7 protein-coding genes are annotated in these 21526 nt (G+C 64.0%); 1 reads left to right on the top strand and 6 read right to left on the bottom strand.

The window, feature by feature from the left end; translation table 11 throughout:
- Window positions 1-6: 6 nt before the first annotated feature.
- Window positions 7-1743: a type I secretion system permease/ATPase gene (locus tag SB756_RS17310; protein WP_341798258.1), complete on the bottom strand. Its 1737-nt coding sequence runs from the start codon at window positions 1741-1743 to the stop codon at window positions 7-9.
- A 547-nt stretch (window positions 1744-2290) separates the two neighbouring features.
- On the opposite strand from SB756_RS17310, the gene SB756_RS17305 reads away from it, so the two are divergent.
- Entirely contained in the window at window positions 2291-13930 is an 11640-nt protein-coding gene (locus tag SB756_RS17305; protein ID WP_410911223.1) for a peroxidase family protein, read from the top strand.
- A 182-nt stretch (window positions 13931-14112) separates the two neighbouring features.
- Here SB756_RS17305 and SB756_RS17300 read toward each other — a convergent pair whose 3' ends face one another.
- The 5 genes from SB756_RS17300 to SB756_RS17280 form a co-directional block, all read right to left on the bottom strand.
- Complete coding sequence (locus SB756_RS17300; RefSeq protein WP_410911222.1) at window positions 14113-14922, bottom strand: ABC transporter ATP-binding protein; 810 nt, start codon at window positions 14920-14922, stop codon at window positions 14113-14115.
- An 11-nt stretch (window positions 14923-14933) separates the two neighbouring features.
- Window positions 14934-15689, bottom strand: a complete 756-nt coding sequence (locus SB756_RS17295; RefSeq protein ID WP_341798261.1) for an ABC transporter permease — start codon at window positions 15687-15689, stop codon at window positions 14934-14936.
- Window positions 15690-15699: 10 nt separating this feature from the next.
- On the bottom strand, window positions 15700-16452 hold the full coding sequence (locus tag SB756_RS17290; RefSeq protein WP_341798262.1) for an ABC transporter permease: 753 nt from the start codon (window positions 16450-16452) through the stop codon (window positions 15700-15702).
- Between the two features lie 258 nt (window positions 16453-16710).
- The gene (locus tag SB756_RS17285; protein WP_410911221.1) at window positions 16711-19158 is read right to left on the bottom strand and encodes a TonB-dependent receptor plug domain-containing protein; all 2448 of its coding nucleotides are present in this window, start codon (window positions 19156-19158) and stop codon (window positions 16711-16713) included.
- Between the two features lie 58 nt (window positions 19159-19216).
- Complete coding sequence (locus tag SB756_RS17280) at window positions 19217-21460, bottom strand: TonB-dependent receptor (protein ID WP_410911220.1); 2244 nt, start codon at window positions 21458-21460, stop codon at window positions 19217-19219.
- Window positions 21461-21526 lie beyond the last annotated feature (66 nt).

Raw genomic sequence — 21526 nt, 5'->3', positions numbered from 1 at the left:
GAAGGGTTACTCCCGTACTTTTACCGAAGCCAGCGGGGCCGTATTGGCCGCTGGAATCACGCTGGCCTTGCGCAGCGCCGCGAACACTTCGTCACGGCTGCCGAGCATGTGCACGGTGCCGTCGCGCAGCATCAGTATCTTGTCTACGGCGCACAGCACATTGGGCCGGTGGGAAATCAGGATCACCGTGGCACCGCGCGTTTTCAACTCGGCCAGCGCATCGACCAAAGCCTTCTCGCCGACGTCATCGAGGTTGGCGTTAGGCTCGTCCAGTACCACCAGGTTGGGCTCGCCGTACAGCGCGCGGGCCAGTGCTATGCGTTGCTTCTGGCCGCCGGACAGCGGGGTGCCGTCGGCTGCCAGGCGGGTGTCGTAGCCCTGCGGGAAGCGCAGGATCATGTCGTGCACGCCGCTGCTGCGGGCGGCGCGGATCACTGCATCGCTGTCCACTTCGGCAAAGCGCGCGATGTTTTCGGCGATAGTGCCCTCGAACAGTTCCACGTCCTGCGGCAGGTAGCCCAACCACGGGCCCAGTTCGGCCTTGTTCCAGGTAAAGATGTCGGCCCCGTCCAGGCGCACCTTGCCCGCCTGGGCCGGCCACACACCCACCAGCAGGCGGGCGAGGGTGGACTTGCCCGAGGCCGAAGGGCCGATGATGCCCAGGCTCTCACCGGGGACCAGGCTGAAGCTCACCCCGCGCACGATGCTGGTATTGGTGCCGGGTGCGCCGGCAATCACGTTTTCCACCGCCAGCATGCCCATCGGCCGTTGCAGCGACATGCTCGGTGGCCGTTGTGGGTAGTCCTGCAGCAGGTCGTTGAGCCGGCCCCAGGCCAGACGGCAGCCCAGCAGTTGTTTCCATGAGGCGATCACTTGTTCCACCGGGCCCAGGGCCCGGCCGGTCAGGATCGAGCAGGCGATCATCATGCCGGGAGTGATCTTGCCTTCGATCGCCAGCAGTGCGCCGGTCCCCAGGATCACCGACTGCAAGGTTATGCGCACGAAGCGCCCGGTGCTGCTGATCAGCGCCGCGCGGTCGGAGGCCAGGGTCTGCATCTGCAGAATGCGCAAGTGGCCCTGGTACCAGCGCTTGCCGATTGACGGCAGCATGCCCATGGCCTCGATCACTTCGGCGTTGCGCAGGTTGTTGTTGGCGTAGCTGGCCGACGACATTGACGCCTGGTTGGCTTCGGCCAGTGGCTTTTGCGTGGCCTTTTCAGTGAGGTAGGCCAGGCCCACCAGGATCAACGAGCCGATTGTCGTGACCAGCCCGAGCCAGGGGTGGATCAGGTAGCAGACCACCAGATAGATGGGTGTCCAGGGGGCATCGAAGAAGGCGAACAGGCCGTTGCCGGTCAGAAACTGCCGCACCTGCGCCAGGTCTTGCAGGGCTTGGGCCGGGTTGCCGCCTGCGCGGCTCAGGTTGCGCTCGAAGGCGGCGCTGAATATGCGTCGGTTGAGCGCCATGTCCAGGTAGTTGCCTACCCGGATCAGCACGCGGGTACGGGTCATCTCCAGCGCCGACATCAGCAGGAACAACCCGACCACCAGCAGGGTGAGCATGCCCAGGGTGGTGACATTACGGCTGACCAGGGCGCGGTCATACACCTGCAGCATATAAATAGCTGGCGTCAACATCATGACGTTTATCACGCCGCTGAAGGCGGCCAGGGCGTAGAAGCTGCGGCGCAGGCGAAACAACACGTCGGCCAGCTCGGAGCGGGTGCGTGGTGGCTTGGGCATCGGAGGCCTCCCTTTATTACAAATCGGGAAGCCCTTGCGGCGCCCCGTACAACGGTAGTTGTGGCTTCTTGGTTGGCTCGCAGGCGGGTCGCTCTTATGGCGAATAGTCCAAAAACGCTGCGTTGCTCCCACAAGCTGGAGCGTAGGTTGCAACGAAACAATCGGTAATATCATTTTGCTCTATGAAGTCTTTGAACTTTTTATAAGTGCCGACAAAACAGCTAGTTGCATCGCATTATCATCGTTGAAGGTTTTTTTTGACGGGATATTGACAAGTTTTTGCTCTGCGACTTTAGTCTGAAGTATTCGGGCCCTGTGCGAGCTGGGGTCGATACACGTGCGTTACACCTGTTGCGCACGATTAACAGGGTCCCATCCCGGAACGGTGGGGCCGGATTGCCAGCAATGAGGCCGAGTCGCCAGCACACAAACGTTGCGCCACCGAGCCCAGAACCACGAACCAGATACTGCGCAAGTCAACACTGACTGGGCGCGGGAAGGACCCTGTTGCCCTGTGATTTCTCCGGAAAGATCGAGGGCAATTGCAATGGCCAATTTCAGCAAGTCGGACCTGGAATTCATTCTCAAACAAATCTTCATCGCCGAGGCTCATGCTGACGGCGCCAGCCTGAGTGACCTGCTGCCCAACAGCCAGGTACCGTTCGGCCTGCGCACCGTCGATGGCAGTTTCAACAACCTGGTGGCCGGGCAAAGCGAGTTCGGCGCTGCCGACAATTCGTTCCTGCGCCTGCTCGATACCTCCTACCGTGCCAACTACGTGGGCACCGGCAACGTCGTCGATTCGCAACCGCGCACCATCAGCAACCTGATCGTCGACCAGACCGCCAACAACCCGGCGGCCGTCGAAGCCAATGGTGGCGCAGCCCCGGTGATAAGCCCCGGTATCGACGGGGTGTTCGGCACCGCCGACGACAAGCCGGTGTTCTTCATCCCCAACGTCTCGCCGGACGCGGGCCTGACGGCGGGCTTCAACGCCTGGATGACCTTCTTCGGGCAGTTCTTCGACCACGGCCTGGACCTGGTCAGCAAGAGCAGCACCGACATCGTGTTCATACCGCTGCGCCCGGATGACCCGCTGTACGTGGCCGGCAGCCCGACCAACTTCATGGTGCTGTCACGCGCCGTACGCACCGCCGGCGCCGATGGCGTGGTGGGCACGGCCGACGATAGTCAGCCCAACACCACCTCGCCGTTCGTTGACCAGAGCCAGACCTACAGCTCGCACCCCTCGCACCAGGTATTTTTGCGCGAGTACATGCTCGATGGCGCCGGTGACCCGGTGGCCACAGGCCGGCTGATCACCAACCGCGACCTTGGCGCGGATGGCAAATTCGGCACCGCCGACGATGGCGACAGCGGAAATGGCGGCATGGCCACCTGGGCGGTGGTCAAGGCCCAGGCCCGTGACCTGCTGGGTATCAACCTGACCGATGCCGACGTGCACAGCGTGCCGTTGCTGGCCACCGATGCCTACGGCAACTTCCTGCGCGGGCCCAACGGCATGCCGCAGGTGGTGATGCGCGTGAACAACGGCGCCGACGGCATTGCCGGCACTGCCGATGACGTCACCCAACTGGTCGAAGGCAACCGCGCCGCGCCCATCAGCCTGGCCAATGCCGTGAGCACCGGGCATGGCTTCCTGGACGACATCGCCCATAACGCGGCCCCCGTGGTAGTGGGGGGCGTGCTGCAAGCCGACGCCGACACCGCCATTGGCAACGCGCAGCCTGTGGGCCCGGGCGGCAACAACCTGACCTACGACAACGAACTGCTCGACGCCCACTACATCGCTGGCGACGGTCGGGTGAACGAAAATATCGGCCTGACCGCTGTGCACCACGTGTTCCACTCCGAGCACAACCGGCTGGTGCAGCAGACCAAGGACACCCTGCTGGCCGCAGGCGACCTGGCGTTCCTCAACGAGTGGCTTATCGACGATGTTACCGCCATCCCCACCACGCCTGCTGGCATCGCCGCGCTGGTGTGGGACGGCGAGCGGCTGTTCCAGGCGGCCAAGTTCGGCACCGAAATGCAGTACCAGCACCTGGTGTTCGAAGAGTTCGCCCGCACCATCCAGCCGCAGATCGACGAGTTCCTCGCCCCTAATGGCTACGACACCTCGATCAACCCGGCCATCCTCGCCGAGTTCGCCCATGTGGTGTACCGCTTCGGCCACTCGATGCTGACCGAAACCGTCGACCGCTTCGACCCGTCGTTCAACCCGGTGTCGGCCGACCCCGACAACCCTGACCAGCAACTGGGCCTGATTGCCGCCTTCCTCAACCCGCTGGCGTTCGCTGGCAGCGGTGCCACCGCCGACGAAGCGGCCGGTGCGATCATCCGCGGTGTTACCCGCCAGCTGGGCAACGAAATCGACGAGTTCGTCACCGAAGCCCTGCGCAACAACCTGCTCGGCCTGCCGCTGGACCTGCCCGCGCTGAACATAGCCCGGGGTCGTGATACCGGCATCCCCAGCCTGAACGAGGCGCGTCGCGAGTTCTACGCGGCAACGGGCGACAGCCAGCTCAAGCCCTACATCAGCTGGGCCGACTTTGCCGACCACCTCAAGCACCCGGCATCGCTGATCAACTTCATTGCTGCCTACGGTACTCACGCCACCATCACCGGGGCAACCACCGAAGCGGACAAGCGCGCCGCCGCAGTGGCGCTGGTGCTTGGCGGTAGCGGTTCACCACTCGACCGCCTGGACTTCCTCAACGGCACCGGCGCCTATGCCAACGTGACGCTGGCCGGCAAAGACGGCATCGCCGGCACGGCCGACGACATTACCGGCGTGACCGTGACCGGGGTGGATGCCATCGACTTCTGGGTCGGCGGCCTGGCCGAGAAGAAAATGCCCTTCGGCGGCATGCTCGGGTCCAGCTTCAACTTCGTCTTCGAGACCCAGCTGGAAGCGCTGCAGAACGGCGACCGTTTCTACTACCTCTCGCGTACGGCGGGCATGAACTTCGGTACGGAACTGGAGAACAACTCCTTTGCCAAGCTGATCATGCTCAACTCCGACGTCACCCACCTGTCCAACACCGTGTTCCTCACGCCTACCTTCACCCTGGAAGTGAACCAGGCCAATCAGTTCACCGGGCTGGGTGCCGACGGCAAGGCCGACCCGACGGGGGGCATCGAGATAAACGGGGTTGAAATCCTGCCGCTGGTGATTCGCGACAACCCCGACACCGTGGGCCCTGACGCCAACTACCTGCACTACACCGGTGAAGACCATGTGGTGCTGGGCGGCACGGCCGGCAACGACATCATCATCTCGGGCGAAGGCGACGATACCGTTTACGGCGATGCCGGCGACGACGTGCTCGAAGGTGGCGCCGGCAACGACGCAGTGCTGGGTGGTGCAGGCGACGACATCATCACCGACTCGTTCGGCGACAACCGCCTGGAGGGTAACGCCGGTAACGACGTGATCGTCGCCGGCAGCATGCTGGCGGCTGGCAACCTGATCCTGGGGGGCGACGGCCAGGACTTCATCATCACCACCGAGGACATTTCTACCACCTTCGGTGGCCAGGGCGATGACTTCATCCTCGGCGCCAAGACCAACCTGCCACCCACCGGCAACGAGGGCGATGACTGGATCGAGAAGGGTACCCAGGACGGTGCGCCTGGTGACAACTTTGCGCCACTGCTGGGTGACGAAGTGGTCGGCAACGACATCTTCGTCGGTGGTGGTGGCTTTGACGAAATGATCGGCGAGGGCGGTGACGACATCTTTGTCGGCAGCGATGCCCAAGACAAGATGGACGGCATGTCCGGCTTCGACTGGATCACCAACAAGAACGACAAGGTCGGCGTCACCGTTGACCTGAGCCTGGCAGCGCTGGCCCAGCCCCACGGCAATGCGCCAAACCAGAACGCCGGGGTATTCAACCCGGTCGGCGCCTCGCCGGCCAGCATCCTCGACCGCTTTGCCGAGGTCGAAGGGGTGTCCGGTTCGGACTACGCCGATGTGCTCAAGGGCGATGACGTCGATGCCGTGACCATCCTCAACCATGGCGGTGCCACGGGCAGTGCGCTGACCAACGTGGCGCTGATCCGTGGGCTGCAGCAGTTCCTGGCGGATGCCGGGTTGCCGACCACGGGCTTTGCCACCGGCAACATCATGCTTGGCGGCAATGGCAGCGACCTGATCGAGGGCCGTGGCGGCGATGACCTGATCGACGGCGACAAATGGCTGAACGTGCGCATCGCCGTGTACGCCCCTGGCGACGTCAACCACACCGGGCCAGAGATCGCCAGCTTCGACAGCATGGTCGACATGATCCCGTTCATGCTCGACCGCACCTACAACCCTGGCCAGCTGAAAGCCGTGCGGGAAATCCTGCCGGGTACCTCCACTGGCGGGGCGGCCTTCGACACGGCTGTGTATGCGGGGGTGCAGAGCGAGTACGTGGTAACCCAGAACACCAAAGGCACGGCCGATGTCGCGGACGATGTGTGGACGGTGACCGATACTGTGGACGGCCGCGATGGCGTCGATACGCTGTTGCATATCGAACGCCTGCAGTTCTCCGACAGCCAACGCGTGCTGGTGGCAGGGGTGAACGCGCAGCCCACGGGCAGCCCGACCGTCACCGATGGCAACGGCGGTGCGATCACGGTGGGCGATATGCTGACGGTGAGCGTGGCGGGCGTGCTCGATGCCGACAATATCAGTGCGGGCAACCCGACAGGCACGCTTGCCGACCGTTCAGTGTCGTACTACTGGCAATTCGAGGCCGACCCGGGCAGTGGTGTGTTCGAGGACATCATCCTGCTACCGGCCGGTGACCTGGCGTTCCAGAGCGCCGATGGCACCGCGTTCAAGGTGTCGCCAGACCTGGCCGGGCTGAGCCTGCGGGTCAAGGCGATCTACCAGGACGCCCATGGCACAACCGAGGTGTTGTATTCCGCACCCACGGCGGTGGTGCAGCCGGGCGCACCGGTGGTGCCAACGCCGGCCACTCCGGTCGTGGATGCCACGGCAGGGGGCGAGGGGCTGCACATGGTGCGCTCTGACCTCAACTTCATCCTCGACCAGATCAAGATCGCCGAGGCCGATGCCGCCGGGCAGGACATCCTCTCGCTGATCCCCAACATCCGCGCACCCTTGGGCCTGCGTGCGGTCGATGGCTCGAACAACAACCTGATGAACCTCAACGGCAACAACAACACCCAGTTCGGTGCTGCCGACAATGTCTTCCCGCGCCTGACCGACCCGGTGTTCAACCCGGCAGAAGGTGCACCGGCCGGCTTCTTCGGCCCTGGCTCGCCGGCCATTCCGGGCTCGTCGTACCAGCAGACCAGCGGCCCGGTGTTCGACTCGCAGCCGCGCACCATCAGTAACCTGATCGTCGACCAGACCTCCAACAACCCGGCAGCCTATGCCACCGCGTATGACCCAGGTGCCGATGGCGTGCTCAACTTCGGCACGCCCGGTAACGACGACGTGCTCAAGGACGGCGTGCGCATCGTCGCCAGCCCGGGCATGGATGGCCAGTTCGGCACCACGGACGACCACGATGTATACCTGTTCGAAAACACCGCTGCCGATGCCGGCCTGTCTGCGCCGTTCAACGCCTGGATGACGTTCTTCGGGCAGTTCTTCGACCATGGCCTGGACCTGGTCACCAAGGGTGGTTCGGGGACTATCTACATCCCGCTGCAACCCGATGACCCGCTCTACGTGGAGGGTGGTTTCACCAACTTCATGGTGGTGACCCGTGCCACCAACCTGCCAGGGCCGGATGGCATCCTCGGCAACGCCGATGACGTTCACGAACACACCAACACCACCACGCCGTTCGTGGACCAGAACCAGACCTACAGCTCGCACCCGTCGCACCAGGTGTTCCTGCGTGCCTACCTGTTGACCGACGACGGCCCTGTTGCCACTGGCCGGCTGATCACCAACCGTGACCTGGGCGCCGATGGCAAGTTCGGCACTGCCGACGACACCGAGATCGGTGGCATGGCCACCTGGAAAGTACTCAAGGCCCAGGCCCGCGACGTGCTTGGCATCAACCTGACCGATGCCGACGTCGACAACGTGCCGTTGCTGGCAACCGACGCATACGGCAACTTCATCAAGGGGCCGAACGGCTACCCGATGGTGGTGATGAAGGGCCTCGACGGCATTGCCGGCACTGCCGATGACCAACAGGTCGAAGGCAACCCGCTGGCGCCGCTCGACCTGACCAACGCCGTGCGCACGGGGCACCAGTTCCTCGCCGACATTGCTCATAACGCAGTACCCGTGTTCAGTGGCGGCGTGTTGGCGCCGGATGCCGACAACGTTGCCGGCAACGCTGTGCCGGTCAACCCACAGACCGGGGCCAACCTGGCCTACGACAACGAACTGCTGGACGCGCATTACGTCGCCGGCGACGGTCGGGTCAACGAGAACATCGGCCTGACAGCCGTGCATGCGATCTTCCACTCCGAGCACAACCGGCTGGTGGCGCAGACCATGGACACCGTGCTCGACTCGCACGACCTGGCCTTCCTCAACGAATGGCTGCTCAACCCGGTAACCGCATTGCCGGTTACCCCGGCCGAGATCGGCGCATTGGTATGGAACGGCGAGCGGCTGTTCCAGGCGGCCAAGTTCGGTACCGAGATGCAGTACCAGCACTTGGTGTTCGAGGAGTTCGCCCGTACCGTGCAACCACGGGTCGACCTGTTCTTTGCCCCGACCCAGGTGTACGACGTCGACCTCGACGCATCGATCGTGGCCGAGTTCGCCCACACCGTGTACCGCTTCGGCCACTCCATGCTGACCGAGACTGTCGATCGTTACGACATCGACTTCAACGTCATCAAGGACCCGGCCAGCGCCAACCCTGACCAGCAACTGGGCCTGATTGCAGCGTTTCTCAACCCGCTGGCCTATGCGGCCAGTGGTGTTACCCCCGAGGATGCCACCAGCGCCATCGTCCGCGGGGTCACCCGCCAGGGTGGCAACGAAATCGACGAGTTCGTCACCGAGGCGTTGCGCAACAACCTGCTCGGCCTGCCGCTGGACTTGCCGGCGATCAACATTGCCCGTGGCCGCGACGTCGGCATCCCTTCGCTGAACGCCGTGCGCCGCGACATCTACGGGCAAACCGGTGATACCCAGCTCAAGCCGTATACCAGCTGGGTCGACTTGGTGCAGCACCTGAAGCACCCCGAGTCGCTGATCAACTTCATTGCGGCCTATGGCACCCACAGCACCATCACCGGGGCCACCACACTGCTGGAAAAACGCGCTGCGGCCATGGCCCTGGTGTTCGGTGGCGATGGCGCGCCGGCCGACCGCCTGGACTTCCTCAACAGCAGCGGCACCTGGGCCAATGTGACCTTGCCTGGCAAGGATGGCGTGCTGGGCACCGCCGATGACCTGAAGGCGGTAACCATTACCGGTGTCGATGCCATCGACCTGTGGATCGGCGGCCTGGCCGAAGAGAAGACCCCGTTCGGCGGCATGCTCGGCAGTACCTTCAACTTCGTGTTCGAAAACCAGATGGAGAAATTGCAGGACGGCGACCGCTTCTACTACCTGGAGCGCACCTCCGGCCTGTCGATGAACGCCGAGCTGGAAAGCAATTCCTTCGCCAAACTGATCATGGCCAACACCTCCGCCACCCACCTGCCGGGCCTGGTGTTCTCCGACCCGGGCTTCTACCTGGAAGTCGACCAGAGCAAGCAGTTCAACGCAGGCCTGGGCAACGTCGACCCACTGGGCGAAAACGGCGAGCAGGTGGTGTTCCGCGACAGCCCGCTGACGGCTGGCCCGGACACCAACTACATCCGCTATGCCGGTGCCGAGCACATCGTGCTGGGCGGCACCGACGGTGACGATATCCTGGTGTCCAGCGAGGGTGACGACACGGTCTGGGGCGATGGCGGCAACGACCGCATCGAGGGGGGTGACGGCAACGACCAGCTGCGCGGTGGTGCCGGCGACGACATCATCAGCGACATGGGCGGTGACGACAACATCCAGGGCGGCGACGGCAACGACGTGCTGCACGGCGGCAATGGCGTCAACCTGATCATCGGCGGTTTCGGCAACGACTTCATCGTCACCGGTGAAGATGCCTCCGAAGCCATTGGCGGCCAGGGCAACGACTTTATCCTGGGCAGCAAGGCCAACGAGCAGGACATGGGTAACGAAGGTGACGACTGGATCGAGAAGGGCACCTCGGACGGTGCGCCTGGCGACAACTTCGACCCGCTCGGCAACGACCCCATCATCGGCCACGACGTGTTTATCGGCGGCAACGAGAACGACAAGTTCAACGGTGAAGGCGGCGACGACATCATGGTCGGCAGCCTGGGCTTTGGCGACCGTTACATCGGTGGCTCGGGCTACGACTGGGCAACCTTCAAGGGCCTGGCCCAGGGTGTGACCATCGACTATACCGACCGCTTCTTCGACGTGCCGCCAGTACCGGGCTCTGGCGCTTCGGCGCTGGTCCGCTTCGACATCATGGAAGGCCTGTCGGGCTCGGCCCATGGCGACTTCCTGCGCGGTGACAACGAAGATGCCACTTCGCTGCCCACCGCGGGTGCCACTGGCAGCGTGCTGACCAACATCAACCTGATCAATGGCCTGTCCAGCCTGCTGGCCGCCGGTGCAACGTTCTACGATGGCGGCAACATCATCCTCGGCGGCAGCGGCAGCGACCTGATCGAAGGCCGTGGCGGCGACGACATCCTTGACGGTGACAAGTGGCTGAACGTGCGCATCAGCGTGCGCGCCAACCTCGATGGCACTGGCCCGGAAATCGCCAGTTACGACAGCATGGAGCCCATGGTGCCGCTGATGCTCAACGGCACCTACAACCCAGGCCAGCTGGTGATCGTGCGGGAGATCCTCAACGGCACCGACAACTACGACACGGCGGTGTTCTCGGGGGTAGCCACCGACTACAGCGTGGTGGTCGATGGCAATGCGGTGATCGTCACCGACCTGGTGGCCGGGCGTGATGGTGTCGACCACCTGACCGGTATCGAGCGGCTGCAGTTCTCTGACCGCTCCCAGGCCTCTGGCGTGGGTACCGCCGTCAACGCTGGCCCCACGGGGCACCTGGCGATCCTGGACGCTGCCACCGGGTTGCGTGACGACACCCCGGTCAGCGGCCAGCTGCTGCGCGTTACACCCCTGGCGGTACACGATGCGGACAACGTCAGCGCGGCCAACACGACCGGCGCGGTCAACGGCCCTGTGGCCTATTACTGGCAAGTCGAGACGCTGCCGGGTTCGGGTGTCTATGAAGACATCACCTTTGTCGCCGCAGGTGAGGTCCAGCGAGCGACGGGCGCCACCTACCGGGTCACGGACGATGTGGCTGGCCTGAGCATCCGCGTACGTGCGGTGTACCAGGACGCCAAGGGCACGCTGGAAATCGTCGATTCGTCGGCGAACAGCGCACCGAGTGCCGGGCCGACCGTGACCGGGCTGCTGGTGCAGAACCAGACGCTCACTGCCAACCCGGCGACCATCGTCGATGCCGACGGCCTGAGCAACCCGCAGTTCACCTTCCAGTGGCAGTCCAACCGGGGTGTGGGCTGGGTCAACATTGTTGGCGCCATCAGCAGCACCTTTGTCCTCACCCAGGCGCAAGTGGGGCAGAACATGCGCGTGGTGGTCAGCTATGTGGATGACTTTGGTGTGCAGGAAAGCATCGCCTCCGACATCCTCGACCCGGTGGCCAACGTCAACGATGCACCGACCGGTGCACTGCTGATCAGCGACACCACGCCGGATATCGGGCAGACGCTGACGGCACTGACCGGCAGTATTGCCGACATTGACGGGCTGGGGGCGTTCAGCTTCCAGTGGCAGCAAGGTACGGGGGGCGTCTTCACCGACATCGTGGGTGCCACTGCGGCCACCTTCACCCCAGGCCTCAACCAGGGGGGTCAGCAATTGCAGGTGATCGTGCGCTACACCGATGCCTTCGGCGCCGTGGAGACACTCACCTCGGCGGCGACTGCTGTAGTACCAGGGTTGACGCTGGTCGGCACCAACGGAGCCGATATCCTGATCGGGAGCGCAGGCAATGACGTGATCTCGGGCCTGGACGGAGCCGACCAGCTGTTTGGCGGGCTTGGCAACGACATCCTCGACGGTGGGCTTGGTAACGATATCCTCAACGGTGGGCTTGGCGCGGACGCCATGACAGGCGGTGCTGGCAACGATATCTTCGTGGTCGACAATGTCGGCGACACGGTGAGCGAATCGCTTAACGGCGGTGTCGACCTGGTGCAGACCAGCCTGGCCAGCTACAACCTGACTGCCAATGTTGAAAACCTGACCTATACCGGGGTGGGCACCTTCATCGGTGGCGGTAACACGCTGGACAACCTCATGATCGGCGGCGCGGGCAACGACTTGCTCAATGGCGGTGCAGGTGTCGACCGGCTGGTGGGGGGGCTCGGCAACGATACCTACGTGCTGGATAATGCCAGGGATGTGGTGATCGAGGCCACAGGGGGTGGTACGGATAGCGTGCGTACCACGCTAGCCAGCTACGGCATGGCCATCAATATCGAGAACCTAGTCTATACCGGGGTGGGCAACTTCGTCGGTGGTGGTAACGCGCTGGACAACATAATCACCGGGGGCGTCGGCAACGATCTGCTCAATGGCGGCGCAGGTGCCGACCGTCTGGTCGGTGGCCTTGGCAACGACACCTACGTGGTTGATAACCCCGGGGATGTGGTGATCGAGGCCACGGGGGGCGGTACGGATACCGTGCGTACCACGCTAGCTAGCTACGGCATGGCCATCAATATCGAGAACCTGGTCTATACCGGGGTGGGCAACTTCATCGGTGGCGGTAACACGCTGGACAACCTCATGATCGGCGGCGCCGGCAACGACTTGCTCAATGGTGGTACAGGTGTCGACCGGCTGGTGGGTGGCCTCGGCAACGATACCTACGTGGTGGATAACGCCGGGGATGTGGTGATCGAGGCTACGGGGGGCGGTACGGATACCGTGCGTACCACGCTAGCCAGCTACGGCATGGCCAACAATATCGAGAACCTGATCTATACCGGCGTGGACAACTTCGTCGGTGGCGGTAATACGCTGGACAATATCATCACCGGTGGCACTGGCAACGACTTGCTTAATGGTGGCGCAGGTGCCGACCGGCTGGTGGGTGGCCTCGGCAACGACACCTACGTGGTGGATAACGCCGGGGATGGTGTGATCGAGGCCACGGGGGCCGGTACGGATTCCGTGCGTACCACGCTATCCAGCTATAACCTGGGTGCCAACGTCGAAAACCTGACCTATACAGGTGTAGGTAACTTCATCGGTGGCGGCAACACGCTGGACAACCTCATGTTCGGCGGTACTGGCAACGACTTGCTCAATGGCGGGGCGGGTTCCGACCGCCTGGTGGGTGGTCTCGGCAACGACACTTACGTGGTGGATAACGCTGGCGATGGAGTGATCGAGGCCACTGAGGCTGGTACGGATTCCGTGCGTACCACACTGGCCAGCTATACCCTGGGTGCCAACGTCGAGAACCTGACCTATACAGGGTTGGGCAATTTCGCCGGTGGCGGCAACACGTTGGACAACATCATCACCGGAGGCACGGGCAACGACCTACTTAACGGTGGTGCCGGCAACGACGTGCTCAACGGTGGCGCAGGCAACGACCAGCTGCTAGGTGGCAGTGGCAACGACACCTTGAACGGTGGCGACGACAACGACAGCCTCGATGGCGGTCTTGGCAATGACATCCTCAACGGTGGTACAGGCAGCGACACGCTGTTCGGTGATGCTGGCAACGACATCCTGTCGGGTGGCAGTGGCAACGACTTCCTCAACGGTGAGGTGGGCGACGACACGGTCAACGGCGGTGCAGGCGATGACACGATGATGGCCACTGATGGCAATGATGTGTTCCAGTTTGCTGCCGGCTTCGGCAATGACCTGATCATCAACTTCGACAGCAACGCGACCGGTGGCCAGGACCTGCTGGATATCACGGCCTTCAACATTACCGCGGCGACCTTTGCCGCCAGCGTCACCATCGCCGATGTTGGCGACGATACGCTGGTCAGCATCGGTGCTACCGACTCCATTCGCCTGGTAGGGGTGGCGGATGCAACCACAGTGACTGCAGCGGACTTCACCTTGGTGGGTTGAGGGCCCGAGGGGCCAGCTGTTGGCTTGAAATGCAGGGGCTGCTGCGCAGCCCATCGCGACACAAGGCCGCTCCTACAGGGGATTGCACATCTCTGTAGGAGCGGCCTTGTGTCGCGATGGGCCGCAAAGCGGCCCCGGCTAAGCACGCCGCAATCATCCTTCGGGAGACCCGTTCCACCACCTCAGGCGAGGCGCCCGTCTCCCCCGCAATGCCCCACCAGCTCCCCCAGCAAGCGCTGCTTGTACCCCTGCAACACCTGGCTGTCCCGCTGTCGTGGGTGTGGCAGATCAATGCGCAAGTCCTCGCGAATCCGCCCCGGGTGCGCGTCCATCACGATCACCCGGTCCCCCAGGTACAGCGCTTCCTCGATGTCATGGGTCACCATGATTACCGTGCAACGCTCCTGCACCCAGATGCGCTGCAGCTCCTGCTGCAACCGTACCCGGGTCAGGGCGTCCAGCGCGCCGAGCGGTTCGTCCAGCAACAGCACCTTGGGCTTGTTCACCAGCGCCCGGGCAATTGCCGCGCGCTGGGCCATGCCGCCGGACAGCTGGTGCGGGTAGGCCTGCTCGTAACCACTCAGGCCTACCAGTTCGATGTGCTCGGCCACCAACCTGTTCTTCTCGGCTGCGGGTAGCGCATGGTTTTTCAAGGCCAAGGCAATGTTCTGCTGCAGGGTCATCCACGGGAACAGACGATGGTCCTGGAACACGATACCGCGCTCCAGGCCCGGCCCGCGCACGGGTTGCCGGTCCAGCAGGATCTGGCCCTGGTAGTCTTGGTCGAGGCCGACAATCAGCCGCAGCAGCGTGGATTTGCCACAGCCGCTGGCGCCGAGGATGCTGACGAATTCGCCCGGGCGGATATCCAGATCGATGCCTTCGAGCACTGGCACCTGCTTGCCCTTGAGCGGGTACGCCTTGTTCAGGCCGCGAATGGTCAGCGCGCCGGTGCTGGCGGTGGTGGGTAAAACGTGGGCGATGGCGTTCATGGTCGGGCCTTTCAATGGTTGGTGCGCCAGCGCAGCAGGCGGCGGGTGAGCAGGGTGCACAGCCAGGACATCAGGTAGCCACTCAGGCCGATGCACAGCACGCAGACCACGATGATCTCCATGCGCGCCGCAGCTTCGGCGTTCATCATCAGGCTGCCAAGGCCAGCCCCGGCAGACAAAAACAGCTCGCTGCCCACCGAGGTTACCCAGGCAAAGGCCAAGGCTTGCAGCACCCCGGCGGTAATGCCGGGCAGTGCGGCGGGCAACAGGATCAGCCAAAGCTGCTGCCAGCGGCCGAGCATCAGCACCCGTGCCGCTTCGCGGTGCTGACCGGCGACCTGGCGCAGGCTCTCGAAGGTGTTGAGCACCATCGGGTACAACGCTGCCAGGCTGACGATCAGCAGCTTGGCGCCTTCGCCGTTCCCCAGCCACAAGGCGATCAGCGGGATCCAGCCCAGCATCGGCACCTGGCGCAAGGCATGGAACAGCGGCGCGATCAGGCGGTTGGCGGGGGAGGACAGGGCCATCAACGCACCCAGCCCGACACCGCCGACAATGCCGATGGCAAGGCCGCTGCAGGTACGTAACAGGCTCGCCCACAGGTTGACCAGCAGTTCGCCGCTGCCCAGCAGTTCGGCCAATGCTGTGCCCACCTGCGCCAGTGGCACGAACGCATAGGCCCCGGCTGCACCTTGGCGCGAGGCGTACTCCCAGGCGCCGAGCAGCAACAGCGGCAGTACCAGGCCACGCAAATCAAGTCGTTTCATCACAGCCTCCTCAGCGGCTCTGCCAGGCGGACAAGTGTCGTTCCACGCGGCGCAGGGTGAAGTCCAGGGTGAAGCCGATCAGCCCGGTCAGCACAACGCCGACCATCACTACATCGATGCGCAGCATTTGCCGGCCCATCTCGATCATCTGCCCCAGACCGCTGTCGGCCGCCAGCAGCTCGCAAGCCACCAGCACTACCCAGGCACGGGTCAGGGCCACGCGGATACCGGTGACGATCGCCGGCACCGCAGCGGGCAGGGCGATCCGCCATACCAGCGTGGGCCAGCGCAGGCGGTATACCGCAGCCACTTCGAAATGGCTGCGAGGGATCGCGCGGATACCTTCGCAGGTGGCCAGTGCCACCGGGAAAAACGCAGTCTTGGCGACGATGATCACCTTGAAGGTTTCATCCACCCCAAACAGCAGCACGAACATCGGGATCAACGCGATGCTGGGCACCTGGCGCAGGGTGTGGAACAGCGGGGCGCAGTAGGCCTCCACGGTCTTCGACAAGGCCAGCGCCGCGCCGAAACCAAGGCCGGCCAGTGCGCCGCCGGTAAAGCCCAAGGCCAGTCGCGACAGGCTGCCGGCCAAGTGCTCTTGCAACTCGCCGGTGGCCAGCAGGTCGGTGAGGCTGTGCCACACCTCCAGCGGCGGGATAAGCAGGTTGGCCGGAAACAGCCCGGCATAAGCCACCACGGCCCAGCAGATAAGCAGGGCCAGGGGGGAGATGAACCAGGAAAGACGAGAAAGCACGCGCATGGCTGGCCTTGGGAAAGCAGAGGGTAAAGGTGTATCGCAAGAGCTGTGCCAGGGGGCGCAAGCCCCGGATTGCGGGGCTGGAGGGTGAGGGTGATGCTTGAGCAGCAGCGAGGTGCTGCCAGAGCAGCAGTCAGTCAGCAGCACCGGTGCTGGCTTCTTCGCGGGCTTGCCCGCTCCCACAGGATGGCACCTGTCTGCGAACCTGTGCAGGACCTGTGGGAGCGGGCAAGCCCGCGAAGAAGGCAACCCGGTTTCAGCTTAGAAGTCGTAACTCACGCTGGTGTAGTAGAACGCCCCCTGCGCCCCTTCCGGGCTGGTGATGGAGTATTTGGGCACGCCGTACAACTGTGCGCCCTCGAGCTTGTCCGGGTGGCTGTCGAACAGGTTGATCGCGCCCGCCGACAAGGTCAGGCCCAGGTCGAAGCGGTACGACACGTCCAGGTCGGTCACCCATTGCGGGCTGAAGGTCTGGTCCAGCGTCGGGTTGGCGGCGTTGCGGTTCTTCCATTCCCCATACCGGCGCTGGGCGACGGTGACGCTCCAGCCGTCATACAGCCAGTTGGCACTGAGGGTCAGCTTGTCCTCGGGGGTGCCGTCTTCGATCAGCCCCTGAGTGTTGCGGCCGATGATCTGGCTGCCAGGGATGCCGCCCACATCATCCAGTCCGGTTATACGGGTGTTGTTGCGCGCGTAGCCACCGTTGAAGTCCACGCGCCCCCAGTGGCCTGCATCCAGCTGGTAATGGCCGGCCAACTCGAAGCCATCGGTGCGTGTGTCGGCAATGTTGGTGTAGAACGCCGCGCTCTGGATGTTGGCGTAAGGGGTACCGGCGAAGATCGGACCCACTACCGATGCAGGTAATTGGTCGGACAGGGTGATGCGGTTGTCGATGTCGATACGATAGGCGTCGAGTGTGACCGAGGCGTTGGGCAATGGCCGCCAGACCAGGCCCACGGAGAAGTTGGTCGATTCTTCAGGTTTCAGCGCCTTGCCGCCAAGCAGGGCCGCTTCCGGGCTGTCGGCACGCAGGGTGCGTTGCTGCACCTCGACCCAGTTGCCACTGCCTGGGGGCTGTTCCACCACCTGTACGCTAAACGACGATAACCCGCTCTGCACCAGCGAAGGCGCACGGTAGCCGGTACTGGCGCTGGCGCGCGCCGCAATCTGCGGGGTGAAGTCGTAGCGCAACGACAACTTGCCATTGGTGGTGTCGCCGAAGTCCGAATAGTGCTCGCTGCGCACGGCCACGCCGGCCTGCAACTTTTCGCTCAGCTGGGCTTCGACATCAAAGTAGGCACCGATCACGCGGCGGTCCAGCGACACGGCATCGACCTGGGTGATGCCCGAGTAGTAACCGGGTATGCGCCTGCCGGAGACAGGGTCGATGGTGTTGAACAGCGGCCCGTTTGACCAGCCGGCGGCGTCACCTTCGCTGAGGTCGTAGTTTTCCTGGCGCCAGGCCAGCCCGGCGGAAACGGTCAGCGGCTTGAACAGCCAGTCGTTGGCGAAGTCGCGGGTCCAGTCCAGGGTCAGGTTGGTCTGGTCGGCTTCGCGGCGACCGGTGTAGATGGTCGACGGGCTGGCGGTGCCCCAGCTGGGGTTGATGGCGTCGCGGTCGGTGGAGTCGACGCGGTTATTGCCGTAGTTCAGCGCCAAGTCGAATTTGCCCAGGGCCTGGTCCTCGAAGCGCAGGCCACCGGTGACGGCAAAGTCTTCCAGGCCGTAGCGGGTGACCGGTAGACGGCCGTCCGGGTAGCGCGCCAGGGCTACGCTGCCGTAGTTGTTGCGCAATGTGGTGGGCGGGTCGAAGAAGTTCTCGGCATCCGTATTTTTGTGCGCATAGGTGGCAAAACCGTAGGCACTTAGCCCCTCGCTCAAACCCATCTCGGCGTTGGCGGTGAAGTTGTACTGGTCCGAGACATTGCCCGAACCCCAGCGCCAGTTGCGGTAACGGTTGTTCTGCTCGCGCGCGGTGTCGATGCTGGTGGAACCGGGGTAGAACAGGCGGTTGTCGTCGCGGGTATCGCTGGCGGGGTCTTGGCTGCCGGCGTCGAAGGCCAGGGTCAGGAAGCCGTCGTTGGGCAGTGCAAAGCCCTTCCAGCCGCTGAGCTTGCGCTGCAGGCCGTCGCCTTTCTTGTAGCCGCCGAAGCGGTAGCCGGCGTTACCGCCTTCGTCGCGCTCCTTGAGCACGATGTTGATCACCCCGGCAATGGCGTCCGAGCCGTACTGGGCGGCCGCACCATCGCGCAGGATTTCTACCCGTTCAATGGCCGACAGCGGGATCAGGCTGAGGTCCACGGCTGCCGCGCCACGGGCGTTGACCAGGCCCTGGCGGGTGACGTTGGCGCTGGTGTGGCGGCGCTTGCCGTTCACCAGCACCAGCACCTGGTCGGAGGCCAGGCCGCGCAGCGAGGCGCCCTGGGCAATCGAACCGGCAAAGGCGCCCTGGGGCGACTGCGGGAAGCTGAACGAAGGCGAAAGCGCAGTGAGTGCCGCGGACAGGTCGCTGGCGCCGGTTTCCTGGAGTTTTTCACCGCTCAGCACATCGACCGGCGCGGCGCTTTGCAGGGCGGTGACGTCGCTGCGGTGGGTGCCGACCACAACCACGGTGTCGAGGCGGTCGGCGGGTTCGGCGGCGAATGCGGGCATGGACAGGCCGGCGATGGCCAAAGCGATGGCGCTGGCCAAGGGGGTGTGGTGGGGCATGGGGTGTTCCTGCTGAATGATGTATTGGCAGTGCCGGCGATAAGGCCGAAAGGGCAACCTAGAACCGGCTGGTAACGCTGAACCCGACGGTGCGCGGGTCGCCGTAGGTGATCACGTACTGCCCGGCGGTACCGTTGGGCCGGCCGTGCACCTGGTAGCGGCGGTCGGTGAGGTTGTTGACGAAACCGGTCACGCTCAGCTTTTCGTCGTGGCTGAACCAGCTCAGGCGGGCGTTGGCCAACGTGTAGTGGGGCTGGCTGAGGGTTTCGTCGGCGCTGCTCTGGCGGTCGGCCAGGAAGTACTCCTTGTCACGGAAGCTCACGTCCCCCCCTGCCACCAGCTTGCCGCCCACTTCCAGCGCAATGGTGTAGTCGGCACCCAGCGACACCACGTTGCGCGGCGAACGCACGAAGCTGTTGCCGCTGTAGTCGCCGGTTACCGCGCCAGTGGTGGGGTTGGTGTTCTTGAAGTCGGTGTATTCGGTGTCAAGGAACGACACCGCCGCGCGCAGGTGCAGGCGCTCGGTCGGCTGGCCTTCGATCTCCAGCTCCGTCCCCTTGACCTTGCCCTTGGCGCCGTTGGTCAGTGCGGTGGTGAGCACGCCATTGTTCACCGTCAGCAGGTTCACCTGGATGTCGGAGTAGTCGTAGTAGAAGAGGTTGGCGTTGACGGTAAGGCGGCGGTCGAACCACTCCGACTTCAGCCCCAGCTCATAGGCATCCAGCTCTTCCGGGTCGACCGTGGTCAGTTGCGCCAGGCTGGTCGACAGCCCGGTGTTGAAGCCGCCCGAGCGGAAGCCGTGGGCGTAGCGGAAGAACACCCGCAGGTTGTCGTTGATGCGGTACTCGGGCGTCAGGTCGTAGGTCCAGGCCTCCCAGGTCTTGTCTTCCTGGCGATTGCCGTTGGTGCCCACGCCACCCAGCGGGACCAGCGGACCGTTGGCGGTGGCGCGGGTAAGCTGCACCAGGTCCAGGTCGATGTCCTTTTTCTCCTGGGTCCAGCGCAGGCCACCGGTGACGCTGAAGTCATCGGTGAAGTCGTAGGTCAGGTTGCCAAACAGCGCGTAGCTGTCGGTGCGGTGGTCAAAGCCCATGTCGCGGAAAGCCGTGGTGCCCACCTGATTCGAGCCGGTACCGTTTGGCGTCGGCCCGGGGGTGACCACCCGCTGTGCCGAGCTGTCGAGGTCTTCGTGGAAGTAGTGCGCACCCAGCAGCCAGTGCAGCGGGCGGTCTTCCGGCGAGGCCAGGCGAAACTCCTGCGACCATTGGCGGTAGCTGTTGTCGGTGATCGACGCGCCGTTGACCTCGTAGGGGGTGTAGTCGGCGTCGCTGGTGGAGCGGTTGCGGATGTAGTCGTAGGCGCTGATCGAGGTCAGCGTGTAGTCGCCCAGGTAGTAGTTGAACGTCAGCGAGGCGCCGTCGTGGTCCAGGCGGTAGTCTTCGTTGACGTTCAGCGAGATGTCGCGGCCATGCGGGCGTTCGTAGCCGACGTTGTAGTAGCGGCCCACGGGCAGCGAACCATTGCTGCCGTCGCCCTTGAACTGGCGGCTGTGGACCTTGAGCAGGGCGTCCAGGTCGGGGTTGAGCTGGCCCAGGAACTGCAGGCGGATGGCTTTCTTGTTCACATCGCCATAGGTGTTGCCGTTGAAGTCGTTGTTCTGGAAGCCGTCACGCTCCTCGGAATACAGCGCCACTCGCCCGGCCAGTTTTTCGTCCACGAGCGCGCCGCCGATGGCGCCGGTGACGATGCGTTCGTTCTTGCTGCCAAAGCCGACAGTGCCATAACCGTCGGTGTCGAAGGTGGGCTTCTTCGAGATCACGTTCACTGCACCGGCAGTGGTGTTCTTGCCATACAGGGTGCCTTGGGGCCCACGCAGTATTTCGATGCGCTCCAGGTCAAACAGCGGCCCACCGCCTGCGATGGGGGCGTTTAGGTAGACGTCATCGGCGTAGATGCCCACCGGGAAGACCGTTGCCGCGCCTGTGTCGCCGGTGCCCAGGCCGCGGATGTACCAACGCGGGCGGCCGTCGCCGTCGGGGTTCTTGGCCGAGGCGTTGGGCACGAAGGTGGTGATGTCGCCCATCGAGCGCACGCCATCGGCGGTGATGCTGGTGCCTTTGATGGCCGACACGGCCACCGGGACTTCCTGCAAGGTCTGCTCGCGGTGCTGGGCGGTGACCGTGACGGTTTCCAGGGCCGGTTCGGTTTTATTGACTTCGTTGGCGGCGATGGCCTGGCTGCCGGTACCGGCCAGCAGCAGCGCGAGGCTGATCTGGCGGGCGAGTGGATTGAGCTGGTGCATGGTGGATCTCCCCGTATGTAAAGCGTTGTTGGGGAGAGCTAGAGCAGGGACTGTGCCATGTTGTCA

The sequence above is a fragment of the Pseudomonas sp. SIMBA_068 genome, assembly GCF_046534705.1.
Taxonomy (GTDB): Bacteria; Pseudomonadota; Gammaproteobacteria; order Pseudomonadales; family Pseudomonadaceae; genus Aquipseudomonas; species Aquipseudomonas putida.
The sequence above is the reverse complement of the archived record's forward strand: the minus strand, read 5'-3'. Positions and strand labels throughout refer to the sequence as shown.

Excerpts from the sequence above, each read along its gene's own strand:
- SB756_RS17290 (WP_341798262.1), bottom strand. The coding sequence starts at position 16,452 with ATGCGCGTGCTTTCTCGTCTTTCCTGGTTCATCTCCCCCCTGGCCCTG.
- SB756_RS17300 (WP_410911222.1), bottom strand. The coding sequence starts at position 14,922 with ATGAACGCCATCGCCCACGTTTTACCCACCACCGCCAGCACCGGCGCG.
- SB756_RS17285 (WP_410911221.1), bottom strand. The coding sequence starts at position 19,158 with ATGCCCCACCACACCCCCTTGGCCAGCGCCATCGCTTTGGCCATCGCC.
- SB756_RS17305 (WP_410911223.1), top strand. The coding sequence starts at position 2,291 with ATGGCCAATTTCAGCAAGTCGGACCTGGAATTCATTCTCAAACAAATC.
- SB756_RS17310 (WP_341798258.1), bottom strand. The coding sequence starts at position 1,743 with ATGCCCAAGCCACCACGCACCCGCTCCGAGCTGGCCGACGTGTTGTTT.
- SB756_RS17295 (WP_341798261.1), bottom strand. The coding sequence starts at position 15,689 with ATGAAACGACTTGATTTGCGTGGCCTGGTACTGCCGCTGTTGCTGCTC.
- SB756_RS17280 (WP_410911220.1), bottom strand. The coding sequence starts at position 21,460 with ATGCACCAGCTCAATCCACTCGCCCGCCAGATCAGCCTCGCGCTGCTG.